Origin of the sequence: Pseudonocardia sp. Ae331_Ps2 (assembly GCF_001932405.1) — a bacterium.
Lineage (GTDB): Bacteria > Actinomycetota > Actinomycetes > Mycobacteriales > Pseudonocardiaceae > Pseudonocardia.
This window is the reverse complement of the sequence record NZ_MCIM01000001.1, coordinates 928,664-948,894: the sequence shown is the minus strand read 5'-3', so window position 1 is coordinate 948,894 and position 20,231 is coordinate 928,664. Positions and strand designations below refer to the sequence as shown.

The following is a 20,231-nucleotide window of genomic DNA, read 5'->3' as shown; positions in this document are numbered from 1 at the left end:
AGCCTAGGTGCCGATCAGTCGGTCCACTGCGGGGCCCGCTTCTCCAGGAACGACGCCATGCCCTCGCGGGCACCCCCGGACTGCGACATCGACGCCATCACCTCGGCCGCGACGGCGTAGGCGTCGGCCTCGGGACGGTCGAGCTGGGCGTAGAGGGTCTGCTTGCCGACGGCCTTGGACAGCCTGCTGCCCCGGGTCGCGCGGGCGAGCAACTCGTCCACGCGGGCGTCGAGGTCGTCGTCGGGGACGGCGTAGTTGACCAGACCCCAGTCGGCGGCGGTGGCCGCGTCGATCGGGTCCCCGGTCAGGGCCAGCTCCATCAGGCGTTTGCGGCCGATGTTCCGCGCGACCGGGACGGCCGGGGTGTGGCAGAACCAGCCGCCCTTGCCGCCGGGCAGCGCGAACGTCGCGGACTCCGCGGCGACGGCGAGGTCGCAGGACGCGACGAGCTGGCAGCCCGCCGCCCAGGCCGTCGCGTGCACCCGGGCGATCACGACCTGGGGCACCGACTGGACGGTGTGCATGACCGTGGTGCACAGGCGCAGCAGGGTGCGCACCCCGGCGAGGTCGCGCTCGGCGACGTCGCCGAAGTCGTGGCCGGAGGAGAACGCCTTGCCCTCCCCGGCCAGCACGATCCCGGTCGCGTCGCTGCGTCCCGCGCTCTCGAACGCGTCCAGCAGCTCCCGCAGGTGGCCCTCGGTGAGGGAGTTGCGTCGCTGTGGGCGGTTCATCGTGATCCGGACCGTGTCGCCGTCCTGCTTGACCAGCAGGTGCTCGTAGTCGGTCATGCGGGGAACGGTAGCCCGGAATCCGCTCGCCGCCGAGACCCCGGCGCGCTACCTTGACCCTGTGACCGGATTCGTCGATCCAGTCATGGAGCACGGAGGGGGAGCGGTGGCGGTATCGGACGGACCGGGTGCGGAGGACACCGCCCGGACGGAACGGGTGCTCGACGCGGCGGGCGAGCTGCTCGTGCGGCAGGGCTACCGGCGGGTGACCATCGAGGACGTCGCGCGCCGGGCCGGTATCGGCAAGGGCACCGTCTACCTGCACGTCCGCACCAAGGACGCGCTGTTCCTCACCGTGCTGCTGCGGGCGCAGCGGCGGCTGTTCGCCGACCTCGCCGACCGGATGCTCGTCGAACCGGTGGTCGCGCTGCCCTGGGGGATGTCGCGGATGTTCTATCTGCGGCTGGCGGAGGACGACGTCGCACGGGCCCTCTACCGGGGCGACGACGAGGTCCTCGGTCGGCTCGCGCACGAGGCCGCCGGGACGCTCGAGGGGCTCGGGCGCCACCACGACGGCGCCATCCGGGAGCACTTCCTGCTGCTGCGCGCCGCCGGTCTCGTCGACGACGACCTGCCCGTCGACGAGCAGATCCACGTGTGGGGCGCGGCGTCCCGGGGGTTCCTCCTCTCCGACGGCCCGGGTGGCACGTTCGCGCCATCCGGGCCCGAGCACACCGCCGCCCTGATCGAGCACGGCCTGTCCCGGCTGCTGGCCGGGCCCGCCCCCGCGGCCGGCGCCGCGGGCGTCGCGGCGGAGGTCGCCGCGCTGTACCGACCGCTCGTCGACCACATCGACGAGGAGTGGAGACGACGCGTCCGCCGACCCGAGCGCGCGAGAGAGGCAGTGGTGAGATGACTGCACCGAGCACTCCCGGTGGAGCCGTGGACCTGCTGGACCCGGCTGTGACGACCGACCCGTACGCGGCCTACGGGCGGCTGCGCGAACAGGCCCCGACCACGACCGTGACGATGATGGGCAGCCCGCCCGCCGTCCTGGTCACCCGCTACGACGACGTCCGCACCGTCCTGACCGATCCGCGTTTCGTGACCGACCCGGCGCTGGCTGGCGGGCCGGACAACCGCGAGATGATCATGAAGCAGATGGGGGTCCCCGACGACGTCGCCGACTACCTGCTGCGCACCATCCTCACCGTCGACGGCGCGGAGCACACCCGGCTGCGCAGGCTGGTGTCGCGGGCGTTCACCGTGCGGCGGGTCGCGGCGCTGCGCCCGCGGGTCGAGGAGATCACCACCGCACTGCTCGACCAGGTCGTGGCCGCCGGGGCCGGCGGGGCACCGGTCGACCTGGTGGAGGCGCTGGCCTACCCGCTGCCGATCACGGTGATCTGCGAGCTCGTCGGGGTGCCGGAGGCCGATCGCGCGCAGTGGCACGAGTGGGGCGAGATCCTCACGACGATGGACCGCGAGCGGACCGGCCCCGCGCTGCGGGCGGCGATCGCGCACGTGCACGCCCTCGTCGACGCCCGCCGGGCCGAGCCGGCCGACGACCTGATCAGCGCGCTCGTCGCCGCGCAGGAGGACGACGGCGATCGGCTCTCGGACCGCGAGATGGTCACGATGATCTTCGCGATCGTCATGGCCGGGCACGAGACGACCGCGCACCTGCTCAGCAACGGTGCGCTGGCGCTGCTCGGCGCCCCGGACCAGCTCGCCGCGCTGCGGGCCGACCCGGCCGGCTGGCCCGCGGCGGTGAACGAGCTGATGCGGGCCCGCGGCCCGGTGCAGTTCACCCAGCTCCGCTACCCGACCGTCGACGTCGAGCTGGGCGGCACCGCGATCCCGGCCGGGACCCCGGTGATCGCCGGGCTGCTCCCGGCCAACCACGACCCGCGGGCCTTCGACCGTCCCGACGAGCTGGACCTCGCCCGTCCGACCGGCCGTGGCGAGGGGCACGTCGGGTTCGGGCAGGGCGCGCACTACTGCCTGGGCGCTGCGCTGGCCCGCCAGGAGGGCGAGGTGGGGCTGCGGATGCTGTTCGAACGGTTCCCCGGCCTGCGCCTCGCCGTGCCCGCCGAGGAGGTCGTGTGGCTGCCCCGCCCCGGGTTCAGCCGGGTCGCGGCGCTGCCGGTGCGTGTCGGGTGATCGCCGGGTGATCGCCGGGAGTGGAGCCCAGGGCGCAGCCGACTGCACCCGGCGCTCCACTCCTGCCGATCATGGAGCGGCGATCACGAACGGCGGCCGTGGGCGCCGGTCAGGTGCCCGCGTCGTGCAGGGTGAGCAGGGTCCAGGCGGCGAGTGACTGGGCGTCGGTGAGCTCGCCGCGCCGGATCATCGCCGTCAGCTCGGCGGCGGTGAACCAGGCGGCGCGCATGTCCTGCTCGGAGTGCTCACGGCGCGGCGGCCCCGCGGTCAGCCCGGTCGCGAGGTAGACGTGTCCGCGCTGACTGGACATGCCCGGCGCGCAGTCGAGCGTGCCGAGCAGGGTCATGTGCTCCGCGGCCAGCCCGGTCTCCTCGACGAGCTCACGCACCGCCAGCTCGGCCGGGTCCTGGTCGGCCCGGTCGGGCGCGGTTCCCGCCGGGAACTCCCAGCGGCGGCCGCCCACCGGGTAGCGGTACTGCTCGACGAGGTGCAGGCGGCCGTCGTCGTCGCGGGGGATCACCAGGGCATAGGTGGGCTTGTCGACGACGCCGTAGAAACCCTCGGTGCCGTCCGGGAGCCGGATGCCGTCCTCGCGGACGGTCATCCAGTCGTTGGCGTACACCTGCCGGGTCGAGGTCTGCTCGATCACCCGCCCAGGGTGATCCATCCGCTCGGCCCTACAGTGAGGCGGGTGCGTCTCGTCATCGCCCGCTGCCAGGTGGACTACGTCGGACGGCTGACCGCCCACCTGCCCATGGCCCCCCGGTTGCTGCTGGTCAAACGGGACGGCTCGGTGAGCATCCACGCCGACGACCGTGCCTACAAGCCGCTCAACTGGATGTCCCCACCGTGCTGGCTCACCGAGGAGCCCGGTGTGTGGACGGTGCGCAACAAGGCCGCCGAGTCGCTGGTCATCACCATCGACGAGGTGCTGCACGACTCCAGCCACGAGCTGGGCGTCGACCCGGGCCTGGTCAAGGACGGCGTCGAGGCGCACCTGCAGGAGCTGCTCGCCGCGCACCCGGAGACCTTCGGGGAGGGCCACACGCTGGTCCGGCGCGAGTACATGACCGCGGTCGGCCCGGTCGACCTGCTGCTGCGCGACGGGAACGGCGCGCACGTCGCGGTCGAGGTGAAGCGCCGCGGCGAGATCGACGGCGTCGAGCAGCTCACCCGGTACCTGGAGCTGATGAACCGTGACCCGCTGCTCGCGCCGGTCGAGGGGGTGTTCGCGGCCCAGCAGATCAAGCCGCAGGCCCGCACGCTGGCCGTGGACCGCGGGATCCGCTGCGTGACCGTCGACTACGACGCGCTGCGGGGCATGGCGCGCGACGACCTGCTCCTGTTCTGAGGCGGCTGTTCCGAGGCGGCCTCACCGGGCCGGTGCGGCCCCGCCGGGCCAGCGCGGGCCCGGCCGGGCCTTGCCGCGGCGTCTAGCCTGGCGACGTGAGTGCCACCGCCGCTGACTCCACCCCTACGACGGCCGCAGTCCCCGGTTCCGGGGACTTCGCGTCGCTCTCGCCCCGGACCGGCGAGGAGCTGGCCCGCTACCTCGTGCACGACGGCGAGCACGTCCGTGCCCGGGTCCGGGACGCCGCCGAGGCCGCCGTCTGGTGGGACGGGCTCGGCTTCGACGAGCGCCGCCGCAGGCTCGCGGCGTGGAAGAAGGTGCTGGTCGCGCAGCTGGACCGGGTCGCGGGCGTCGTCGCCGCCGAGACCGGCAAGCCGCTCGACGACGCCCGGCTCGAGGTCGTGCTCGCCATCGACCACCTGGACTGGGCCTCGGCGAACGCGAAGAAGGTGCTCGGGCGGCGCTCGGTGTCCCCGGGCCTGCTGATGGCGAACCAGGCGGCGTCGGTGGCGTACCGGCCGCTGGGCGTCGTCGGCGTCATCGGGCCGTGGAACTACCCGATCTTCACGCCGATGGGCTCGATCGCCTACGCGCTGGCCGCCGGCAACACCGTGGTGTTCAAGCCCTCGGAGCTGACCCCGGGTGTCGGCCACGAGATCGCCCGCACGCTCGCCGAGGCGGTCCCCGAGGTGGGCCGGTACCCGCTGCTGACCGTCGTCACCGGGTTCGGGCCGACCGGCGCCGAGCTGTGCCGCGCCCCCGGCATCGGCAAGATCGCGTTCACCGGGTCCGCCGCGACCGGACGCCGGGTGATGGCCGCCTGCGCGGAGAACCTGGTGCCGGTGCTCATGGAGTGCGGCGGCAAGGACCCACTGATCGTCGACGCCGATGCCGACCTCGACGGCGCCGCGGACGCCGCCGTCTGGGGCGGGATGTCCAACGCGGGGCAGACCTGCGTCGGGGTGGAGCGGGTCTACGTCGTCGAGTCCGTCGCGGGCCGGTTCCTGGAGAAGGTGCGGGCCGCGGCGTCGGCGCTGCAGGTCGGCACCGCCACGAACGAGGGCGACCTCGGGCCGATGACGATGCCGTCGCAGACCGAGATCGTGCGCCGGCACGTCACCGACGCCCTGGAGCGCGGCGGCCGCGCGATCGTCGGTGGCGCCGACTCGGTGCCCGCCCAGGGCGGGTCGATCTCCCCGGTCGTCATCGCCGACGTGCCCGAGGACTCCGTCGCGGTCACCGAGGAGACCTTCGGCCCGCTCGTCGTGGTCAACCGGGTGCCCGACGTCGACGAGGCGGTCCGCCGCGCCAACGCCACCGGATACGGCCTCGGCGCGACGGTGTTCTCCGCGAAGCGCGGGGAGCAGATCGCGCAGCGGCTGCGCTGCGGCATGGTCTCGATCAACGGCGTGATCTCCTTCGCCGGGATCCCGTCGCTGCCCTTCGGCGGGGTGGGGGAGTCCGGCTTCGGCCGCATCCACGGCGCCGACGGGCTGCGCGAGTTCACCCGCGCCCAGTCGATCGCCCGGCAGCGGTTCGGGATGCCGATCGTGGTCACCAGCTTCAAGCGGACCGCGCGCACGATGCAGACGCTCGTCGGGATCGTGAAGGCCCGGCACGGGCGCTGAGGCGCCCTTCCTCCCCCGACGACCAGGGCCCTTCCCGCACGGCGGGGTGGTCCTGGCCGCATGTTACCCACTGGTAGCACCTCTGGATGACAGGATCGGCGCCGACGCGGAAGACAAGGTTGTCGAATCGGTGGAGGTTGCAGCGTGGCACGTGAGTTCCGGACCGTCGGAGTGGTCGGCCTCGGCACGATGGGGGCAGGCATCGTCGAGGTGTTCGCCCGCAACGGTCTCGACGTGATCGCCGTCGAGGTGGACGACGCCGCGGGGGAGCGCGGCAGGGCCCACCTCGCGGCCTCGACCGACCGCGCCATCGAGCGCGGCAAGCTCACCCGGGAGCAGGCCGACGAGCTCCTCGGTCGCATCACCGTGACCACCACCCTGGCCGACCTGGCACCGGCGCAGCTGGTCGTCGAGGCCATCCCGGAGAGCCTGGACGCCAAGACCGCGCTGCTGGCCGAGGTCGACAAGGTCGTCGCCGAGGACGCCATCCTCGCCTCGAACACCTCGTCGCTGTCGGTCACCGAGCTGGCCGTGCGCACCACGCGCCCGGGCAAGGTCGTCGGGATGCACTTCTTCAACCCGGCGCCGGTCCAGAAGCTGGTCGAGGTCGTGCGGACCGTCGTCACCGAGCCCGACGTCATCTCCGACGTCCAGGCGTTCGCCGACTCCCTCGGGAAGGTCCCGGTCGTCATCGGCGACCGCGCGGGTTTCATCGCCAACGCGCTGCTGTTCGGCTACCTCAACCACGCCGCGAAGATGTACGCCGAGCGCTACGCCAGCCGCGAGGACCTCGACGCCGGCATGCGCTACGGCTGCGGCTACCCGATGGGCCCGCTGGCCCTGCTCGACCTCATCGGCCTGGACACCGCCTACGAGATCCTCGAGACGATGTACGGCGAGTCGCGCAACCTGATGCACGCGCCGAACCCGGTGTTCAAGCAGATGATCACCGCGGGCCTGCTCGGCCGGAAGACCGGGCGCGGCTTCTACACCTACTCCGCACCGCACAGCTCCACCGTCGTCCCCGACGGGGAGACCCCGGCCTCCACCGTTCCCGAGGACGTGACCCTGCGCGACGTGGCGCGGGTCGGCGTGATCGGCACCGGCACGATGGCCTCGGGCATCGTCGAGGTGTTCGCCAAGGCCGGCTACGACGTCGTCGTCCGCGGCCGCAGCGACTCCAAGGTCGAGGGCTCGGTCGCGCTGGTCCGCAAGTCCCTGGACAAGGCGGTCGCCCGCGGGAAGCTGGACGAGGCCGGCCGCGACGCCGTCCTCGCCCGGATCAGCGGCACCACCGCGCTGGAGGACATGGCCGACGTCGACCTGGTCGTCGAGGCCGTCGCCGAGGAGCTCGACGTCAAGCGGGCGATGTTCGGCGCGCTCGACGAGATCTGCAAGCCCGGCGCGATCCTGGCGACGACGACCTCCTCGTTGCCCGTCGTCGAGTGTGCCGCGGTCACCCAGCGCCCGGGCGACGTGATCGGCATGCACTTCTTCAACCCGGCGCCGGTGATGAAGCTGGTCGAGGTCGTGTCCACGATCGGCACCTCGCGCGACGTGGCGGCCACGGTCCTCGACGTGTGCCAGAAGCTCAAGAAGGTGCCGGTGAGCTGCGGCGACCGGGCCGGGTTCATCGTCAACGCGCTGCTGTTCCCGTACCTGAACGACGCGGTGAAGATGCTGGAGGCGCACTACGCCACCGCCGACGACATCGACGCGGCCATGAAGACCGGTTGCGCGCTGCCGATGGGGCCGTTCGAGCTGCTCGACGTCGTCGGGCTCGACGTTTCGCTGGCGATCCAGAAGTCCCTGTACGCCGAGTTCCACCAGGCCGGGTTCGCCCCCGCGCCGCTGCTGGAGCACCTGGTCACGGCGGGTCGGCTCGGGCGTAAGACCGGTCACGGCTTCCGGGACTACACCAAGCGGTAGCGCTTGCGACACTGGTCGCATGGCTCGTGGACGCGGCAGACGGCCCCGCCCCTCGGAACGGGGGCGGGGCCGTCCCGTCGCGCCACCGCTGGGCAGCGGCATGACGACCGACCTGGAGAGCGGCCGCGACGGCGAGCACTACGTCCGCCGGGTGCCGGGCGGCACCACGGTGAAGCACTACCGGTGCCCCGGCTGCGACCAGCTGCTGCCCTCGGGGATGCCCCACGTGGTGACCTGGCCCGCCGACGACGGCCGCGGCGTCGAGGAGCGGCGGCACTGGCACCTGCCGTGCTGGAACGCGCGGGACCGTCGTCGCGCCGGGTTCCGGCGGCACTGAGCCGAGCGGGCCGACCCCGGGTCAGCGGGTGCGTGCGGCGCGCTTGCCGCCGCTGTAGCCGCTGCGGGCCCGCGGCGAGGGCCGGGGGCGGCCGGATCCGGACGACCCGCTGCCCGTCGACCCGGTCGGGGACCCCGACTCGTCCTCCGCGGTCGCGGCGGAGCGGCGCTCCCGCGCCGCGACGGCCTCCTCGACCGTGCGGGGTGCGCTCGCCGGGGTGTCGGCCGAACCCGACGCGGGAGCCCCGGCGGTGTCGGTCGCGGCCGCCCCGGACCCCGCAGGGGCCTGCTCGGCGGGCAGCCGGTCGACCGAGGAGCGCTCGGCGGGCGGCTGGTCGACGGGCAGGTCGGCCAGGTCCGGGCCGGCGTCGAGGTCGTCGACGCCGGACTCGATGAGCGCGCGGGCGGCGCGCAGCTGCTCGGTCAGCCGGGCGCGCAGCCCGGTGAGCTGCTCCACCCGGCGCCGGGCGGCGGCGGTGGTCTCCTCGGCGTCGCGGCGGGCGTCGGAGCGGATCTTCTCGCCGTCGGCGTGGGCCTGGTCGAGGTCGCGGCGGATGCGGTCGGCGGCCTCGCGCTCCCGGCGGGAGATGTCGGCCTCGAGGGCGTCGCGCTCGGCGAACAGCGAGGTCAGTGCCTCGGCGCGGCGCTGGTCCATCGCGATCCGGAAGTCGTGCTCGACCTGCTCGCGGTTCTCCCTGGCCTCGGCGTCGGCCGCGGTGATCCGCTCGGTGACGGTGCGCTCGGCCTCGGCGAGCTCGCGTTCGGTGGTGCTGCGCCGCTCGGCCAGCTCGCGCTCGGTCGTGGTCCGCAGCTCGGTCAGCTCGGTCTCGGTGCGCTCGCGCAGCTCGGCGAGCTCGCGCTCGACGCGGGCCTGCTTCTCGTCGAGGCCGCGGTCGCGCTCGGCGGAGCGGCGGGCGGCCTCGGCCGCGTGGGCCTCGGCGTCGGCGACGGTCTGCTCGGCCCGGGCCCTGGCGTCCTCGATCAGGGCGCGGGCCTGCTCCTCGGCGCGGCGGCGCTGGTCGGCGACCTCGCGGTCGGCCTTGGCGTGCATCTCGGAGACCTCGTCCTCGGCGAGGCGCAGCATGGAGCGCAGCCGCTCGCTCATGCCCTGCACGTTCTGCGGCGGGCCGGCGAGCCGGTTGACCTGCTGCTGCATGGCCTCGGCCCGGGTACGCGCGTCGTCGAGCTCACGACTCAGCCGGGTGTTCTGGGCGACCGCGGCGTCACGGTCGGCGGCCAGCATGCGCACCTGGGCGTCGAGCCGTCGCAGGTGGCTGTCGACCTGCGCCTGGTCGTAGCCGCGGCGCGCGATCGAGAAACCGGTCCGGGGTACGGGTACGTCGTGGTCGCCGGCCATGTCGTTCACCGTACCGTCGCGGGGGTTGCCGGACCGTAAGTTCACGGCCGGGGGTCACCGGGTTCACCCCGCTATGGACAAAGGGCCCGTCCGTGTGACACGGACGGGCCCTTCGCGGGGACGAACCCCGGCGGCGTCAGACGCCTCGGAAGCGGTTGATGCCGTCCAGGTGCTTCGCGCGCTTCTCCGGGTTGGTCACGCCGAGACCCTCCTCGGGGGCCAGCGCCAGCACGCCGACCTTGCCCTGGTGCAGGTTCTGCTTGACGTCGTTCGCGGCCTGGCCGGTCTCGGCCAGCGGGTACACCCGCGACAGGGTCGGGTGGATCATGCCCTTGGCGACGAGCCGGTTGGCCTCGTAGGCCTCGCGGTAGTTCGCGAAGTGCGAGCCGACGATCCGCTTGAGGTTCATCCACAGGTAGCGGTTGTCGAACTCGTGCATGTAGCCCGAGGTCGAGGCGCAGGTGACGATCTGACCGCCCTTGCGGGTGACGTAGACCGACGCACCGAAGGTCTCGCGGCCCGGGTGCTCGAAGACGATGTCGGGGTCCTCGCCGCCGGTCAGCTCGCGGATCTTCGCGCCGAGCCGCTTCCACTCCTTCGGGTCCTGGGTGGTCTCGTCCTTCCAGAACCGGTAGCCCTCGGCGTTGCGGTCGATGACCAGCTCCGCGCCCATGTCGCGGCAGATCTGGGCCTTCTCCTCCGAGGAGACGACGCAGATCGGGGTGGCGCCGCCGTTGAGGGCGAACTGGGTGGCGTAGGAGCCGAGGCCGCCGGAGGCGCCCCAGATCAGCACGACGTCGCCCTGCTTCATGTCGGCGCCGTTCTTGCTCACCAGCTGGCGGTACGCGGTGGAGTTGACCAGGCCCGGGGACGCGGCCTCCTCCCAGGTGAGGTGGTCCGGCTTCGGCATCAGCTGGTTGGACTTGACCAGGGCCAGCTCGGCGAGGCCGCCGAAGTTGGTCTCGAAGCCCCAGATGCGCTGCTCCGGGTCCATCATCGTGTCCGAGTGCCCGTCCGGGCTCTCCAGCTCGACCGAGAGGCAGTGCGCGACGACCTGGTCGCCGGGCTTCCAGGTGTTGACGCCGGGGCCGGTCCGCACGACGACGCCGGCGAGGTCGGAGCCGACCACGTGGTAGGGCAGGTCGTGCCGCTTGGCCAGCGGCGAGAGCTTGCCGTAGCGCTTGAGGAAGCTGAACGTCGAGACGGGCTCGAAGATCGAGGTCCAGACGGTGTTGTAGTTGATCGCGCTGGCCATCACGGCCACGAGCGCCTCACCGGGGCCGAGCTCGGGGACCGGGACGTCCTCGACGCGCAGGCTCTTGCGCGGGTCCTTCTCCTTGGTGGTCAGACCCTCGAACATGTCCACGTCCTCGGCGCGGACGGTGACGCCCCGATAGTGCTCGGGAACCTCCAGGCCTCCGACGTCGGTGAACTGCCCGGCGAGGATGGCGTCGCGGATGTCCTTCACTGCTGGCCTCCGATGGCGACGTTGTCAGGGGAGTCGGGTGGCTCACCCGATGGTGCTTGGGATACCGCAAGTTACTGCGTAGTATCTTAACCGTAGGTCGACGGTGAGGGTGATACCCGAAGCGCACTTCGTGATCCACCCCACCGGACGCCCGTACTGTCCTTCGGGACGGGGTCGTGCCCCGGCCGTCCCTCCGCCCGTCAGTGCGCGTCCGCGGCCGGCTCGACGAGCTCGACCAGCACTCCGCCGGCGTCCTTCGGGTGCACGAAGTTGACCTTCGAGTTCGACGTGCCACGGCGCGGGGCGTCGTAGAGCAGGCGCAGGCCCTTCGCCCGCAACGCGTCCGCCGCGGCGGCGACGTCGGTGACCCGGTAGGCGACCTGCTGCAGGCCCGGGCCGTTGCGCCCGATGAACTTCGCGATCGTCGAGTCCTCGTTCAGCGGGGCGAGCAGCTGCACCTTCGTGGCGCCGGCCGCCTCGCCCGGTGCTCCCAGCATGGCCTCGCGCACGCCCTGCTCGGTGTTGGTCTCGGTGTGCACCGCGACCAGGCCCAGGTTGTCCGCGTACCAGCGGATGGCCTCGTCCAGGTCGGGTACCGCGATGCCCACGTGGTCCACGGCCACGACCAGCGGCGACAGGGCGTCCTCGGTTGTCGTCATGGGGGCTGAAGCTACCGGTTCTACTCGCCGGTAGGAGTCTGTGCCGCTGGTCACCCCCACCGTTCGGTGCGTCCGGACGGGTCGTCGCCGTGGGTATGGTGGCGGCCCACCTGACAACGAAGCCTGATGGAGGACCCCGTGTCCGGAACCGTGATCGTCGCCGGCGCCCGCACGCCGATGGGCCGTCTGCTCGGCTCCCTGAAGGGCTTCTCCGGGGCCCAGCTGGGCGGTGTCGCCATCAAGGCCGCGCTCGAGCGGGCCGGTGTGGCTCCCGACCAGGTCCAGTACACGATCATGGGCCAGGTCCTCACCGCAGGCGCGGGACAGATCCCGGCGCGCCAGGCGGCGGTCGAGGCCGGCATCCCGATGGACGTCCCGGCGCTGACGATCAACAAGGTCTGCCTGTCCGGCGTCGACGCCATCGCGCTGGCCGACCAGCTCATCCGCGCCGGCGAGTTCGACATCGTCGTCGCCGGGGGCCAGGAGTCGATGACCCAGGCGCCGCACCTGCTCACCAAGTCCCGCGAGGGCACCAAGTTCGGCGACACCACCCTCACCGACCACATGGCCTACGACGGTCTGTTCTGCGCGTTCGCCCAGGTCGCGATGGGTGCCTCCACCGAGAAGTACAACGAGCGCTACGGCCTGACCCGCGAGGAGCAGGACGCCTTCTCCGCCCGCTCGCACCAGCGCGCCGCCCGCGCCGCCCAGGACGGCACCTTCGACCAGGAGATCGCCCCGGTCGAGATCCCGCAGCGCAAGGGCGACCCGATCGTCTTCTCCACCGACGAGGGCGTGCGCGGCGACACCACCACCGAGGGGCTCGGCAAGCTCCGCCCCGCCTTCGCCGCCGACGGCACCATCACCGCGGGATCGGCCTCGCAGATCTCCGACGGCGCGGCCGCGGTGGTCGTGATGAGCAAGGTCAAGGCCGAGGAGCTGGGCCTGGACTGGATCGCCGAGATCGGTGCGCACGGCGTCGTCGCCGGTCCGGACGCCTCGCTGCACGAGCAGCCCGCGAACGCGATCGCCAAGGCGTGCGAGAAGGAGGGCATCCAGCCCGCCGACCTCGACCTCGTCGAGATCAACGAGGCGTTCGCCGCGGTCGGCATCGTCTCGGCCCGCAAGCTCGGCATCGACGAGGAGAAGGTGAACGTCGACGGTGGCGCCATCGCCCTCGGTCACCCGATCGGCATGTCCGGTGCGCGGATCGCGCTGCACCTGGCGCTCGCGCTCAAGGCGCGCGGCGGCGGCGTCGGCGCGGCCGCGCTGTGCGGCGGCGGCGGCCAGGGCGACGCGCTGATCGTGCGCGTCCCCTCCGCCTGACCGTCCCGACCTCCGTGTGGTCCACGTCGGCCCCCGCCTCGGCGGGGGCCGACGTGCATCCACCCCGTCCGTCCCGACGCCCGTCCGTCCCGACAAGGAGCCCGACCGTGCCCGGACCGCCGGACCCCCGCGACCTGGTGGAGCGCGCCCGCCGCGGTGAGCAGCTCGCCGTCGCCCGGCTGATCTCGATGGTGGAGAACGCCGGTCCGCAGCTGCGCGAGGTGTCCGCGGCACTGTCCCCGCACACCGGACGGGCGCACGTCATCGGGCTGACCGGCTCGCCGGGGGTGGGCAAGTCGACGTCGACGTCGGCGCTGGTCACCGAGCTGCGGGCGCGCGGGCGCCGGGTCGGGGTGCTGGCGGTGGACCCGTCCTCGCCGTTCAGCGGCGGGGCGCTGCTGGGCGACCGGGTGCGGATGGGGGACCACGCCGACGACGACGGGGTCTTCATCCGGTCGATGGCCACGCGCGGGCACCTGGGCGGGCTGTCCTGGGCGACGCCGCAGGCCCTGCGGGTGCTCGACGCCGCGGGCTGCGACGTCGTGCTGATCGAGACCGTCGGCGTCGGGCAGTCCGAGGTGGAGATCGTCGGCCTCGCCGACACGACCGTCGTGCTGCTCGCGCCGGGGATGGGCGACGGCATCCAGGCGGCCAAGGCCGGGATCCTGGAGATCGGCGACGTCTTCGTGGTCAACAAGGCCGACCGTGAGGGGGCCCGCCGCACGGTGCGCGAGCTGCGGAACATGCTGCACCTGCGCCTCCCGGACGGCGGCGAGGGAGGCGCGGACGCACCCGGCCTCGGTACCGAGCCGTGGGAGCCCCCGGTGCTCTCGACGGTCGCGTCCCGCGCGGAGGGGATCGCGGCCGTCGCCGACGCCCTCGACGAGCACCACGCCTGGGCCGAGAAGTCCGGCGAGCGGGAACGACGGCGCCGTGAGCGGACGCGTCGCGAGATCGAGGGCATCGGGATGGAGCAGGTCCGGGCCCGGATGGAACGCGTGCGCGGCGGTGACGCGCTCGACGCCCTCACCGAGCGGGTGCTGGGCGGGGAGCTGGACCCGTGGGCCGCCGCCGACGAGTTGCTGGACCAGGCGGACTGAGCCGACCCGCCTCCGATCAGGGGAGCGTGGTCCCGGACAGCGCCGCGAGCCGGTCGAGGACGCGCTGCGACCCGGTTCGCAGGGCGAGTGCCCTGGCCCGGGCGTGGGCGGCCCGCGCGGCGGCGCCGTCGCCGGCACGCAGGGCGGCGAGCACCTCGCCCAGTGCGAGATCGGTGCGCTCGCGGACCGGGCGCTGCGGTGGGCCGTCCTCGACGGTGAGCCACGCGGGGGCGGTGTGGACGTCGATCGTCGGCAGCGCCGTCGTATCGGTCGGGCCGGCCTGTTCGGTGTCGGCGTCCGGTGCGGCGACGCCCGGCAGCTCGGCCGCCAGGCGTTCCCGCCGGTGCCGCGCCGTGTCCGCGGTGTCCGGGTCCCCGGCCCGCAGGGCCGCGGACTCCGCCTCGACGTAGGCCGCCCACGCCCGGTCCGGGGCGGCGCGGTCGCGTTCCTGGTCCCCGAGCCGCAGTGCGGCCGCGGCGAGCAGCCCGCCGAGCGCCCGCAGGAGGTGCGGGTCCCGCGCGTGCGCGGCCGGCTCGCGCAGCTGGGTGACCACGGCGGACACCGCGTCGTGGGCGGCGGCGGTGCCCAGCCGGTCGTCCAGTGCGCTGGTCGCGGCCCACTGGGCGCGCAGCAGGTCCAGCTCCTCCTCCCCGACGGCGGCGGTCCGCTCCAGCGCCGCGCGCAGCCGCGTGGCCCCGTCGACGGGATCCGGCCCGGGCTCGTCGGCGAGACCGAGACCGGCCGGGGTGGTCTCGTACAGCTCGGCGAGGAGCGAGCGGTGCGCGGCGTCCGGGACGGCGTGGCCGTTCTCCCAGCGCGACAGCTGGGTCTTCAGGCTCGCGGCCCGCGCGGTGCCGCCGCTCCCGGCGACGAGCGCGGCCAGCGCACGGGCCGCCTCGGACTGGGACCAGCCCCGCCGGTCGCGCGCGGCCCGCAGCGCCGGGCCGGCACCGGGCCGGTCGGACGGGAGCGGAGGAGCGTGCACGCGGCCGATTCTGTCGGTGCCCCGTCGTAGGGTCAACACCGTTGACGCAACCCGCGTCATCACCTGCCTCGACACCCCGGAGTGTGCCCCATGGACCTCATCGACTACCTGGCGTGCGTGGGCCTGTCCGGCCTCAGCGGCGCGTTGGCCGGGCGGGCCGCGGCGCGTCGGATGCTGTGGCCCCGGCCGCCCCGCGGCTCGGTGATGCGCAGCTGGCGTGGTCCGGGACACGGCGGCCCGCCATCGGGTAGGCCGCGCCGGCGGAGACGGCCGGGCTGAGGTGGGCGGGTCAGGCGAAGTCGCCGGCGGCGCGGCGCACCGAGCGCAGCAGCGCGGTCAGCTGCTCCTCCTCGGCCGGGTCCAGCCCGGTCAGGCCGAAGTCGATGCCGGTCACCGCGGCGGTGGCCTTCTCCAGCCGGGCACGCCCCTCGGGGGTCAGCTCGACCAGGGTGGCGCGGCGGTCGGTGGGGTGCGGCATCCGGCGGACGAGGTCGTCGCCCTGCAGCCGGTCCACGATGTTGGTCACGCTCGTCGGGTGCAGCTGCAGCCGCTCGCCCATCACCCGCATCGGGAGGCTGCCGCGGCGCGCGAAGTCCAGCAGCACCAGCGCCTCGTAGCGGGCGAACGTCAGCCCGTGCGGCCGCAGCGCCGTGTCGACGGCCGAGAGCAGGATCTGCTGCACGCGCATCACGCTGGTGACCGTCGCCATCGTGCGGGCGGGGCCGACCCGCTCCTCCCACAGTTCGGCCGCACGCTGGATCGGGTCGAAGGGGAGCGACCCGCGGGATGCCATGGTCCGACGCTAGCAAGTGCCGTGACCGGGTCCGTTCCGCATGCCGGGCGTGGCACGGTGTCGGCATGCTCTTCGCCTTCAGCATCGCCCCGTCCGGTTCGGACTCCGGCGACGGCAGCGTCGGTGCCGCCGTCGCCGAGGCCGTCCGGGTGGTCCGCGAGTCCGGCCTGCCGAACGAGACCACCTCGATGTTCACCACCATCGAGTCCGAGACCTGGGACGAGGGGATGGCGGTGGTCAAACGTGCCGTCGAGGCCGTCACCGCCGTGTCGCCCCGGGTGAGCCTGGTGCTCAAGGCCGACATCCGGCCCGGGTACCGGGGGCAGCTGCAGGCCAAGGTGGAGCGGGTCGAGGAGCACTTGCGCGGGGGCGGTGCGTGAGCGCCCCGGTCGCACCGGGAGCCGGGGAGCCCGGCCCGGCCCGGGTCGTGCTCGTCCACGGCGCCTGGCACCGCGGTGCGTCGTGGGCGCCGGTGGTCGAGGCCCTGGGGGCCCGGGGGGTGGAGGCGGTCGCGCCGGATCTCCCGTCCGACGTCGCGGGGGTCGGCCACACCGAGCTCGTCGACGCGGTCCTGGCCGTCGCCGGTGGCGGTCCGGACGGGTCGGTGCCCCGGGGCGAGGGTCCGCCCGTCGTGCTGGTCGGCCACTCGCTCGGCGGTCTCGTGGCCACCGCGGCCGCCGGCCGCATCGCCGACCGGGTGCGGGCACTGGTCCTCGTCGCGGCACTCGTCCCCGAGCCGGGCCGTCCCTACCGGGACCGGATGCGTGCCGAGCGCGACCTGATGGTCGCCGGTTACGACGCCGAGGTCCGTCGTGGTGAGGGGGTCAGCACGTACTGGCCGGACGCGCGGACGGTCGCCGACGGGCTCTACCGGGGCGTCGCGGACGAGCTCGACGCGGCGGGACGTGACGGGCGGGCCGCGGTCGCGGACGCGGCGGCGCAGCTGCGACCCCAGGACTGGTCGCTGCTCGTCGAGCCGTGCCCGGTGCCGTCGTGGCCCGCGGTGCCGACGGTGTCGGTGGTGTGCGTGGGGGACCGGGTCGTCAGTCCCGTCGCGGGGCGGCGGGAGGCGGAGCGGGTCGGGGCGCGGCTCGTCGAGTTCGCGGGCGGGCACTTCCCGATGCTCACCCGGCCGGAGGAGACGGCCGACCTGCTGGCCGGGCTCGCCGCGCCCGCCTGACGGGAGGTGCCACGGCCCGGGCGCCGGGACGACGACGGCCGGTGGCGGGAGGCCCGTCACCGGCCGTCGGGCGCCCGGACCGGGTCCGGAGGCCGTGTCGTCGTCGCGGCGTGCCGCGAGGAAGGACGTGCTCAGCCCGCCATGATGGTCGAGAAGTAGTACACGCCGGCGAGGATGCCGACGAAGCTGACGGTCATGCCGATCTGGGCGAGCTTGGTCATGCCCGGCTTGCGGTAGGCGAGGAAGCCGGTGACCAGGCCCGCGGCACCCAGGATCCAGGCGGCGATCGGCACGAGGAACGCGGCGATCGCGATGATGCCCAGCGCCACCGACGCGTAGGCCAGGGTCGGCTTGTCGGTCGTCTGCATGTTGCTCATCGGGGTGGAGCCCTCCGTTGTGCGCCGGGGAGCCGGCGGTCGTTCTGTCGGGGAAGGGAACCGCGGGGTGGGGCAACCGGGGGAACGCCCCGCCGCGATCACGCAGAGTCAGCATCGAGTCCCTGCAGGGTGTTCAACGAGTGGCGAGGCCCGGTGTTGCTCCGCCGGTCCGGTGATCGTGGGGGGCGACCCCGCCGGTTCCGCCGGGTTCCGGGGCTCCGTGCCGTCGTCGGCTCTGCGGGCACGGGTGGGTGTCGGTCGGTCACCGGGGACCTGTCCCGGTGCGAACTCGCTTACCGGGTAAGCGAGTTCACGCAGGTGGGTGCCGCCGGCTCTCTCCCGGGGCGTGGTGGTGCAGCTGCGGCATCGGCGGTGCCGTGCGGGCGTCGGACCCCGGCGGACATCCCGGGACGGCGGGGCGGGGCTAGGAGACGTGGGACGCGTCGCGCGGGGGTGCGTCCGACCGGGCGGGGCGGGTCACGCCGGACACACGGACGTGCCAGGATGGATGGCGTGTCTCGCCCAGATCCTCGTCAGGCGGCCCAGCGTGCGGCGATCTCCTCGGCCATGGCCGGGGCGGTCGACCTCTCCGGGCTGAAGGCCCGTGCCGATGCGGCGAACCGGCCCGCCCCGTCCGGCGGTGCCGGGGGCGGTCCGCCCGCGCCCGGCGGGGGCGGGAGTTCCTGGGTCGTCGACGCGACCGAGCAGGGCTTCCAGGCCGAGGTCCTCGAGCCGTCCCTGCAGGTGCCGGTCGTCGTCGAGCTGTGGGCCAGCCGCTACCCGCGCGAGGAGCAGCTGTCGGCCGTGCTGGAGCGCCTCGCCTCGACCGGTGGTGGTGCGTGGCGCCTGGCCCGGGTCGACATCGACACCCAGCCGCGGGTGGCCCAGGCCTTCGGCGTGCAGCAGGTGCCGATGCTGGTCGTGCTCGTCGGCGGTCAGCCCGTCGACGCGGTCAACGGCGCCATCCCCGAGGACCGCGCCGCCGAGTGGGTGAAGTCCCTGCTCGACGCGCTGCGTGACCGGATGCCCGCCATCGCCGAGGGCGAGCGCCGGGCGGCCGCGGCCGGTCCGGACGAGCCCGTCGAGGAGCCCGAGGACCCGCGCTTCACCGCCGCCGAGGACGCCCTGGAGCAGGGCGACTACGCGGCCGCCGAGGCCGCCTACACCGCGATCCTCGACAGCGAGCCCGCCAACGAGCAGGCGAAGGCGGCGCTGGCGCAGGTCCGCTTCCTCGCCCGGGCCGAGCAGGCCGACCCGTCGTCGATCGCGCGGGCCGACGCCGCACCCGACGACGTCGACGCCCAGCTCGCCGCGGCCGACGCCGAGCTGGCCGCCGACCGGGTCGAGGCCGCCTTCACCCGGCTGGTCGACACCGTCGCCCGGACCGCGGGCGAGGACCGTGACCGGGCCCGTGGGCACCTCGTCGGGCTCTTCGAGCTCTTCCCGGCCGACGACCCGCGGGTCGCCACGGCCCGGCGCGCGCTCGCCCGCGCCCTGTTCTGAGCCGGACCCGCCCCGATGGCCCACGGCCGCAGGCACCGGCGCCCGCGGTGACCGTCGCCGCTCCTGCCGGGACGCCGGCTCCGCGGTGGGCGTCCGCGGCGCGCGACCGCGTGCACCGTCTCGCGCGGCCGGTGGCGCCGGTCGTCGCCGTCGCCGCGCTGGTGACCGCGGCGCTGCTGTTCGTGCTGGGCGGCCCGCCGCTGCTGCGCTGGATCCCGGCGACCGACATCGCGCGGATGCACGTCGGCTTCGACACCTTCCGGGCCTCGGCGTACGCGCTGCTCCAGCACGGTCCGGGCAGCGCCGCGATCTACGACACCGGCGCCCGGCTGCACAACCTCAACCCGCCGCTGCTGTCGGTGCTGCTCGCGCCGCTGGCCCTGCTCGACCCGGTCACCGGCTACCGGCTGCTGACGGCGCTGTCGGTGCTGCTCGTCGTCGGGTCGGTGCTGCTGGTCTGCCGGGAGCTGCGGCTCGGCCGTCGGTGGACGACCGGTGCGCTCGTGGTGGTGCTGGCGTCGTCGCCGCTGCACGGCACGCTGCTGCTGGGCCAGATCTACCCGCTGCTGCTGGCCGGGCTGACCGCGGGCTGGGTCGCCGAACGGCGCGGGCATCCACTGCTGGCCGCCGTCTGCTACGGCGTGACGGTCGCCCTCAAGCCCTCGCTCGCGCCGGTGCTGCTGCTCCCCGCGGTGCAGGCCCGTCGGCGGCCGTTCCTGGCCGGGATCGCCGCCGCGGCGGTCGCGACGCTGGTCGGCGTCGCCGTCGCCGGGTGGCCGACGGCGTTCCAGTGGCTGACGATGGCGCTGGCCGAGCCGGTCGGCCCCACCCCGGACAACGCGTCCCTGCCGGGCCAGGCGCTCCGCTGGGGGGTCCCGACCGTCGTCGGCACCCTGGTGGGCGCGGCGATCGTGGTCGGCACGCTCGTCCACCTCGGGCGGCGCACCCGCCGGTACGGCCCCGACCCGGCCGCGGGCACCGACCCGGGTGGGACGGCGCTGTTCGCCGTGCTCGCCACCGGTCTGCTGGCGGCGCCGATCGCCTGGCACAACTACCTGCTGCTGCTCCTGCCGGGGCTGCTGGCGCTCGCCGCGTCCGGGCGGGCGGGGGACACGCGCCGCCGGGTCGTCGTCGCGATCGGGTGTGTCGCCGTCGTCCCGGTGAGCTGGTCCGACCTGTGGGCCGACGGCGGCTGGGCGACCCCGCTCGGACGGGCGCTCTACACGGCGGTGCTCCTGGCGACCTGGTGGTCCCTGCTGCGCCCGGCCGTCGGGCCGGTGCCCGGCGGTCCCGTCCGCACTGCGGACGAGCCGTCCCGCGCACCGGCCTGACGGTCCGGGCCCCACGG

Annotated in this window: 20 protein-coding genes; 12 read left to right on the top strand and 8 right to left on the bottom strand. The window is 74.2% G+C overall.

Going from position 1 to position 20,231, the window contains the following annotated elements; all coding sequences use genetic code 11:
* Nucleotides 1-14: 14 nt before the first annotated feature.
* Entirely contained in the window at nucleotides 15-788 is a 774-nt protein-coding gene (locus Ae331Ps2_RS04390; protein WP_020621456.1) for an enoyl-CoA hydratase-related protein, read from the bottom strand.
* A gap of 106 nt (nucleotides 789-894) precedes the next feature.
* On the opposite strand from Ae331Ps2_RS04390, the gene Ae331Ps2_RS04385 reads away from it, so the two are divergent.
* Nucleotides 895-1,644 (top strand): TetR/AcrR family transcriptional regulator, encoded by a 750-nt coding sequence (locus Ae331Ps2_RS04385; protein WP_158071529.1) that lies wholly within the window; start codon nucleotides 895-897, stop codon nucleotides 1,642-1,644.
* Nucleotides 1,641-2,891: a cytochrome P450 gene (locus tag Ae331Ps2_RS04380; protein ID WP_075310519.1), complete on the top strand. Its 1,251-nt coding sequence runs from the start codon at nucleotides 1,641-1,643 to the stop codon at nucleotides 2,889-2,891. The genes Ae331Ps2_RS04385 and Ae331Ps2_RS04380 overlap by 4 nt, the downstream gene beginning before the upstream one ends.
* Nucleotides 2,892-3,000: 109 nt before the next feature.
* Here Ae331Ps2_RS04380 and Ae331Ps2_RS04375 read toward each other — a convergent pair whose 3' ends face one another.
* On the bottom strand, nucleotides 3,001-3,495 hold the full coding sequence (locus Ae331Ps2_RS04375; protein WP_233147794.1) for an NUDIX hydrolase: 495 nt from the start codon (nucleotides 3,493-3,495) through the stop codon (nucleotides 3,001-3,003).
* Nucleotides 3,496-3,582: 87 nt separating this feature from the next.
* On the opposite strand from Ae331Ps2_RS04375, the gene nucS reads away from it, so the two are divergent.
* From nucS to Ae331Ps2_RS04355, 4 genes are all read left to right on the top strand, one after another.
* Nucleotides 3,583-4,242 (top strand): endonuclease NucS, encoded by a 660-nt coding sequence (gene nucS, locus Ae331Ps2_RS04370; RefSeq protein ID WP_075310523.1) that lies wholly within the window; start codon nucleotides 3,583-3,585, stop codon nucleotides 4,240-4,242.
* A gap of 95 nt (nucleotides 4,243-4,337) precedes the next feature.
* Entirely contained in the window at nucleotides 4,338-5,870 is a 1,533-nt protein-coding gene (locus Ae331Ps2_RS04365) for an aldehyde dehydrogenase family protein (protein WP_075310525.1), read from the top strand.
* 144 nt (nucleotides 5,871-6,014) lie between these two features.
* Entirely contained in the window at nucleotides 6,015-7,799 is a 1,785-nt protein-coding gene (locus Ae331Ps2_RS04360) for a 3-hydroxyacyl-CoA dehydrogenase family protein (protein WP_075310527.1), read from the top strand.
* Between the two features lie 100 nt (nucleotides 7,800-7,899).
* Nucleotides 7,900-8,136 carry a hypothetical protein gene (locus tag Ae331Ps2_RS04355; protein WP_020621449.1) on the top strand — a complete coding sequence of 79 codons (237 nt, stop codon included), beginning with the start codon at nucleotides 7,900-7,902 and terminating at the stop codon, nucleotides 8,134-8,136.
* 21 nt (nucleotides 8,137-8,157) lie between these two features.
* Here Ae331Ps2_RS04355 and Ae331Ps2_RS04350 read toward each other — a convergent pair whose 3' ends face one another.
* The 3 genes from Ae331Ps2_RS04350 to mce all read right to left on the bottom strand — a co-directional run bounded on the left by Ae331Ps2_RS04350 (nucleotide 8,158) and on the right by mce (nucleotide 11,619).
* Nucleotides 8,158-9,492: a hypothetical protein gene (locus Ae331Ps2_RS04350; RefSeq protein ID WP_075310529.1), complete on the bottom strand. Its 1,335-nt coding sequence runs from the start codon at nucleotides 9,490-9,492 to the stop codon at nucleotides 8,158-8,160.
* 136 nt (nucleotides 9,493-9,628) lie between these two features.
* Nucleotides 9,629-10,960, bottom strand: coding sequence for a crotonyl-CoA carboxylase/reductase (ccrA, locus tag Ae331Ps2_RS04345; protein ID WP_020623310.1), 1,332 nt, complete (start codon nucleotides 10,958-10,960; stop codon nucleotides 9,629-9,631).
* A gap of 200 nt (nucleotides 10,961-11,160) precedes the next feature.
* Nucleotides 11,161-11,619 carry a methylmalonyl-CoA epimerase gene (gene mce, locus Ae331Ps2_RS04340; protein WP_020623309.1) on the bottom strand — a complete coding sequence of 153 codons (459 nt, stop codon included), beginning with the start codon at nucleotides 11,617-11,619 and terminating at the stop codon, nucleotides 11,161-11,163.
* Nucleotides 11,620-11,757: 138 nt separating this feature from the next.
* Here mce and Ae331Ps2_RS04335 point away from each other — a divergent pair, with 138 nt between their 5' ends.
* Together Ae331Ps2_RS04335 and meaB are read left to right on the top strand one after the other, a co-directional pair.
* Entirely contained in the window at nucleotides 11,758-12,945 is a 1,188-nt protein-coding gene (locus tag Ae331Ps2_RS04335) for an acetyl-CoA C-acetyltransferase (protein ID WP_075312877.1), read from the top strand.
* Nucleotides 12,946-13,052: 107 nt separating this feature from the next.
* Nucleotides 13,053-14,045, top strand: coding sequence for a methylmalonyl Co-A mutase-associated GTPase MeaB (meaB, locus tag Ae331Ps2_RS04330; protein WP_083695227.1), 993 nt, complete (start codon nucleotides 13,053-13,055; stop codon nucleotides 14,043-14,045).
* 16 nt (nucleotides 14,046-14,061) lie between these two features.
* Here the strand turns inward: meaB and Ae331Ps2_RS04325 are convergent, their stop codons facing one another.
* Nucleotides 14,062-15,030 (bottom strand): helix-turn-helix transcriptional regulator, encoded by a 969-nt coding sequence (locus Ae331Ps2_RS04325; RefSeq protein ID WP_075310531.1) that lies wholly within the window; start codon nucleotides 15,028-15,030, stop codon nucleotides 14,062-14,064.
* Between the two features lie 289 nt (nucleotides 15,031-15,319).
* Entirely contained in the window at nucleotides 15,320-15,823 is a 504-nt protein-coding gene (locus tag Ae331Ps2_RS04320; protein ID WP_020623305.1) for a MarR family winged helix-turn-helix transcriptional regulator, read from the bottom strand.
* A gap of 65 nt (nucleotides 15,824-15,888) precedes the next feature.
* On the opposite strand from Ae331Ps2_RS04320, the gene Ae331Ps2_RS04315 reads away from it, so the two are divergent.
* The gene (locus Ae331Ps2_RS04315) at nucleotides 15,889-16,203 is read left to right on the top strand and encodes a thiamine-binding protein (protein WP_020623304.1); all 315 of its coding nucleotides are present in this window, start codon (nucleotides 15,889-15,891) and stop codon (nucleotides 16,201-16,203) included.
* Nucleotides 16,200-17,003, top strand: coding sequence for an alpha/beta fold hydrolase (locus tag Ae331Ps2_RS04310; RefSeq protein ID WP_075310533.1), 804 nt, complete (start codon nucleotides 16,200-16,202; stop codon nucleotides 17,001-17,003). Before Ae331Ps2_RS04315 ends, Ae331Ps2_RS04310 begins: the two co-directional genes overlap by 4 nt.
* Nucleotides 17,004-17,134: 131 nt before the next feature.
* Here the strand turns inward: Ae331Ps2_RS04310 and Ae331Ps2_RS04305 are convergent, their stop codons facing one another.
* Nucleotides 17,135-17,380: a hypothetical protein gene (locus Ae331Ps2_RS04305; RefSeq protein ID WP_020623302.1), complete on the bottom strand. Its 246-nt coding sequence runs from the start codon at nucleotides 17,378-17,380 to the stop codon at nucleotides 17,135-17,137.
* Nucleotides 17,381-17,893: 513 nt separating this feature from the next.
* Here Ae331Ps2_RS04305 and Ae331Ps2_RS04300 point away from each other — a divergent pair.
* A complete protein-coding gene (locus Ae331Ps2_RS04300; protein WP_249265635.1) occupies nucleotides 17,894-18,883 on the top strand; it encodes a tetratricopeptide repeat protein in 990 nt (329 codons plus the stop codon).
* Nucleotides 18,884-18,930: 47 nt separating this feature from the next.
* Complete coding sequence (locus Ae331Ps2_RS04295) at nucleotides 18,931-20,214, top strand: glycosyltransferase family 87 protein (protein ID WP_075310537.1); 1,284 nt, start codon at nucleotides 18,931-18,933, stop codon at nucleotides 20,212-20,214.
* Nucleotides 20,215-20,231: the final 17 nt, after the last annotated feature.

Excerpts from the sequence above, each read along its gene's own strand:
- Ae331Ps2_RS04315 (WP_020623304.1), top strand. The coding sequence starts at position 15,889 with ATGCTCTTCGCCTTCAGCATCGCCCCGTCCGGTTCGGACTCCGGCGAC.
- Ae331Ps2_RS04380 (WP_075310519.1), top strand. The coding sequence starts at position 1,641 with ATGACTGCACCGAGCACTCCCGGTGGAGCCGTGGACCTGCTGGACCCG.
- Ae331Ps2_RS04305 (WP_020623302.1), bottom strand. The coding sequence starts at position 17,380 with ATGAGCAACATGCAGACGACCGACAAGCCGACCCTGGCCTACGCGTCG.
- mce (WP_020623309.1), bottom strand. The coding sequence starts at position 11,619 with ATGACGACAACCGAGGACGCCCTGTCGCCGCTGGTCGTGGCCGTGGAC.
- Ae331Ps2_RS04355 (WP_020621449.1), top strand. The coding sequence starts at position 7,900 with ATGACGACCGACCTGGAGAGCGGCCGCGACGGCGAGCACTACGTCCGC.
- Ae331Ps2_RS04375 (WP_233147794.1), bottom strand. The coding sequence starts at position 3,495 with ATGACCGTCCGCGAGGACGGCATCCGGCTCCCGGACGGCACCGAGGGT.
- Ae331Ps2_RS04350 (WP_075310529.1), bottom strand. The coding sequence starts at position 9,492 with ATGGCCGGCGACCACGACGTACCCGTACCCCGGACCGGTTTCTCGATC.
- Ae331Ps2_RS04390 (WP_020621456.1), bottom strand. The coding sequence starts at position 788 with ATGACCGACTACGAGCACCTGCTGGTCAAGCAGGACGGCGACACGGTC.
- Ae331Ps2_RS04320 (WP_020623305.1), bottom strand. The coding sequence starts at position 15,823 with ATGGCATCCCGCGGGTCGCTCCCCTTCGACCCGATCCAGCGTGCGGCC.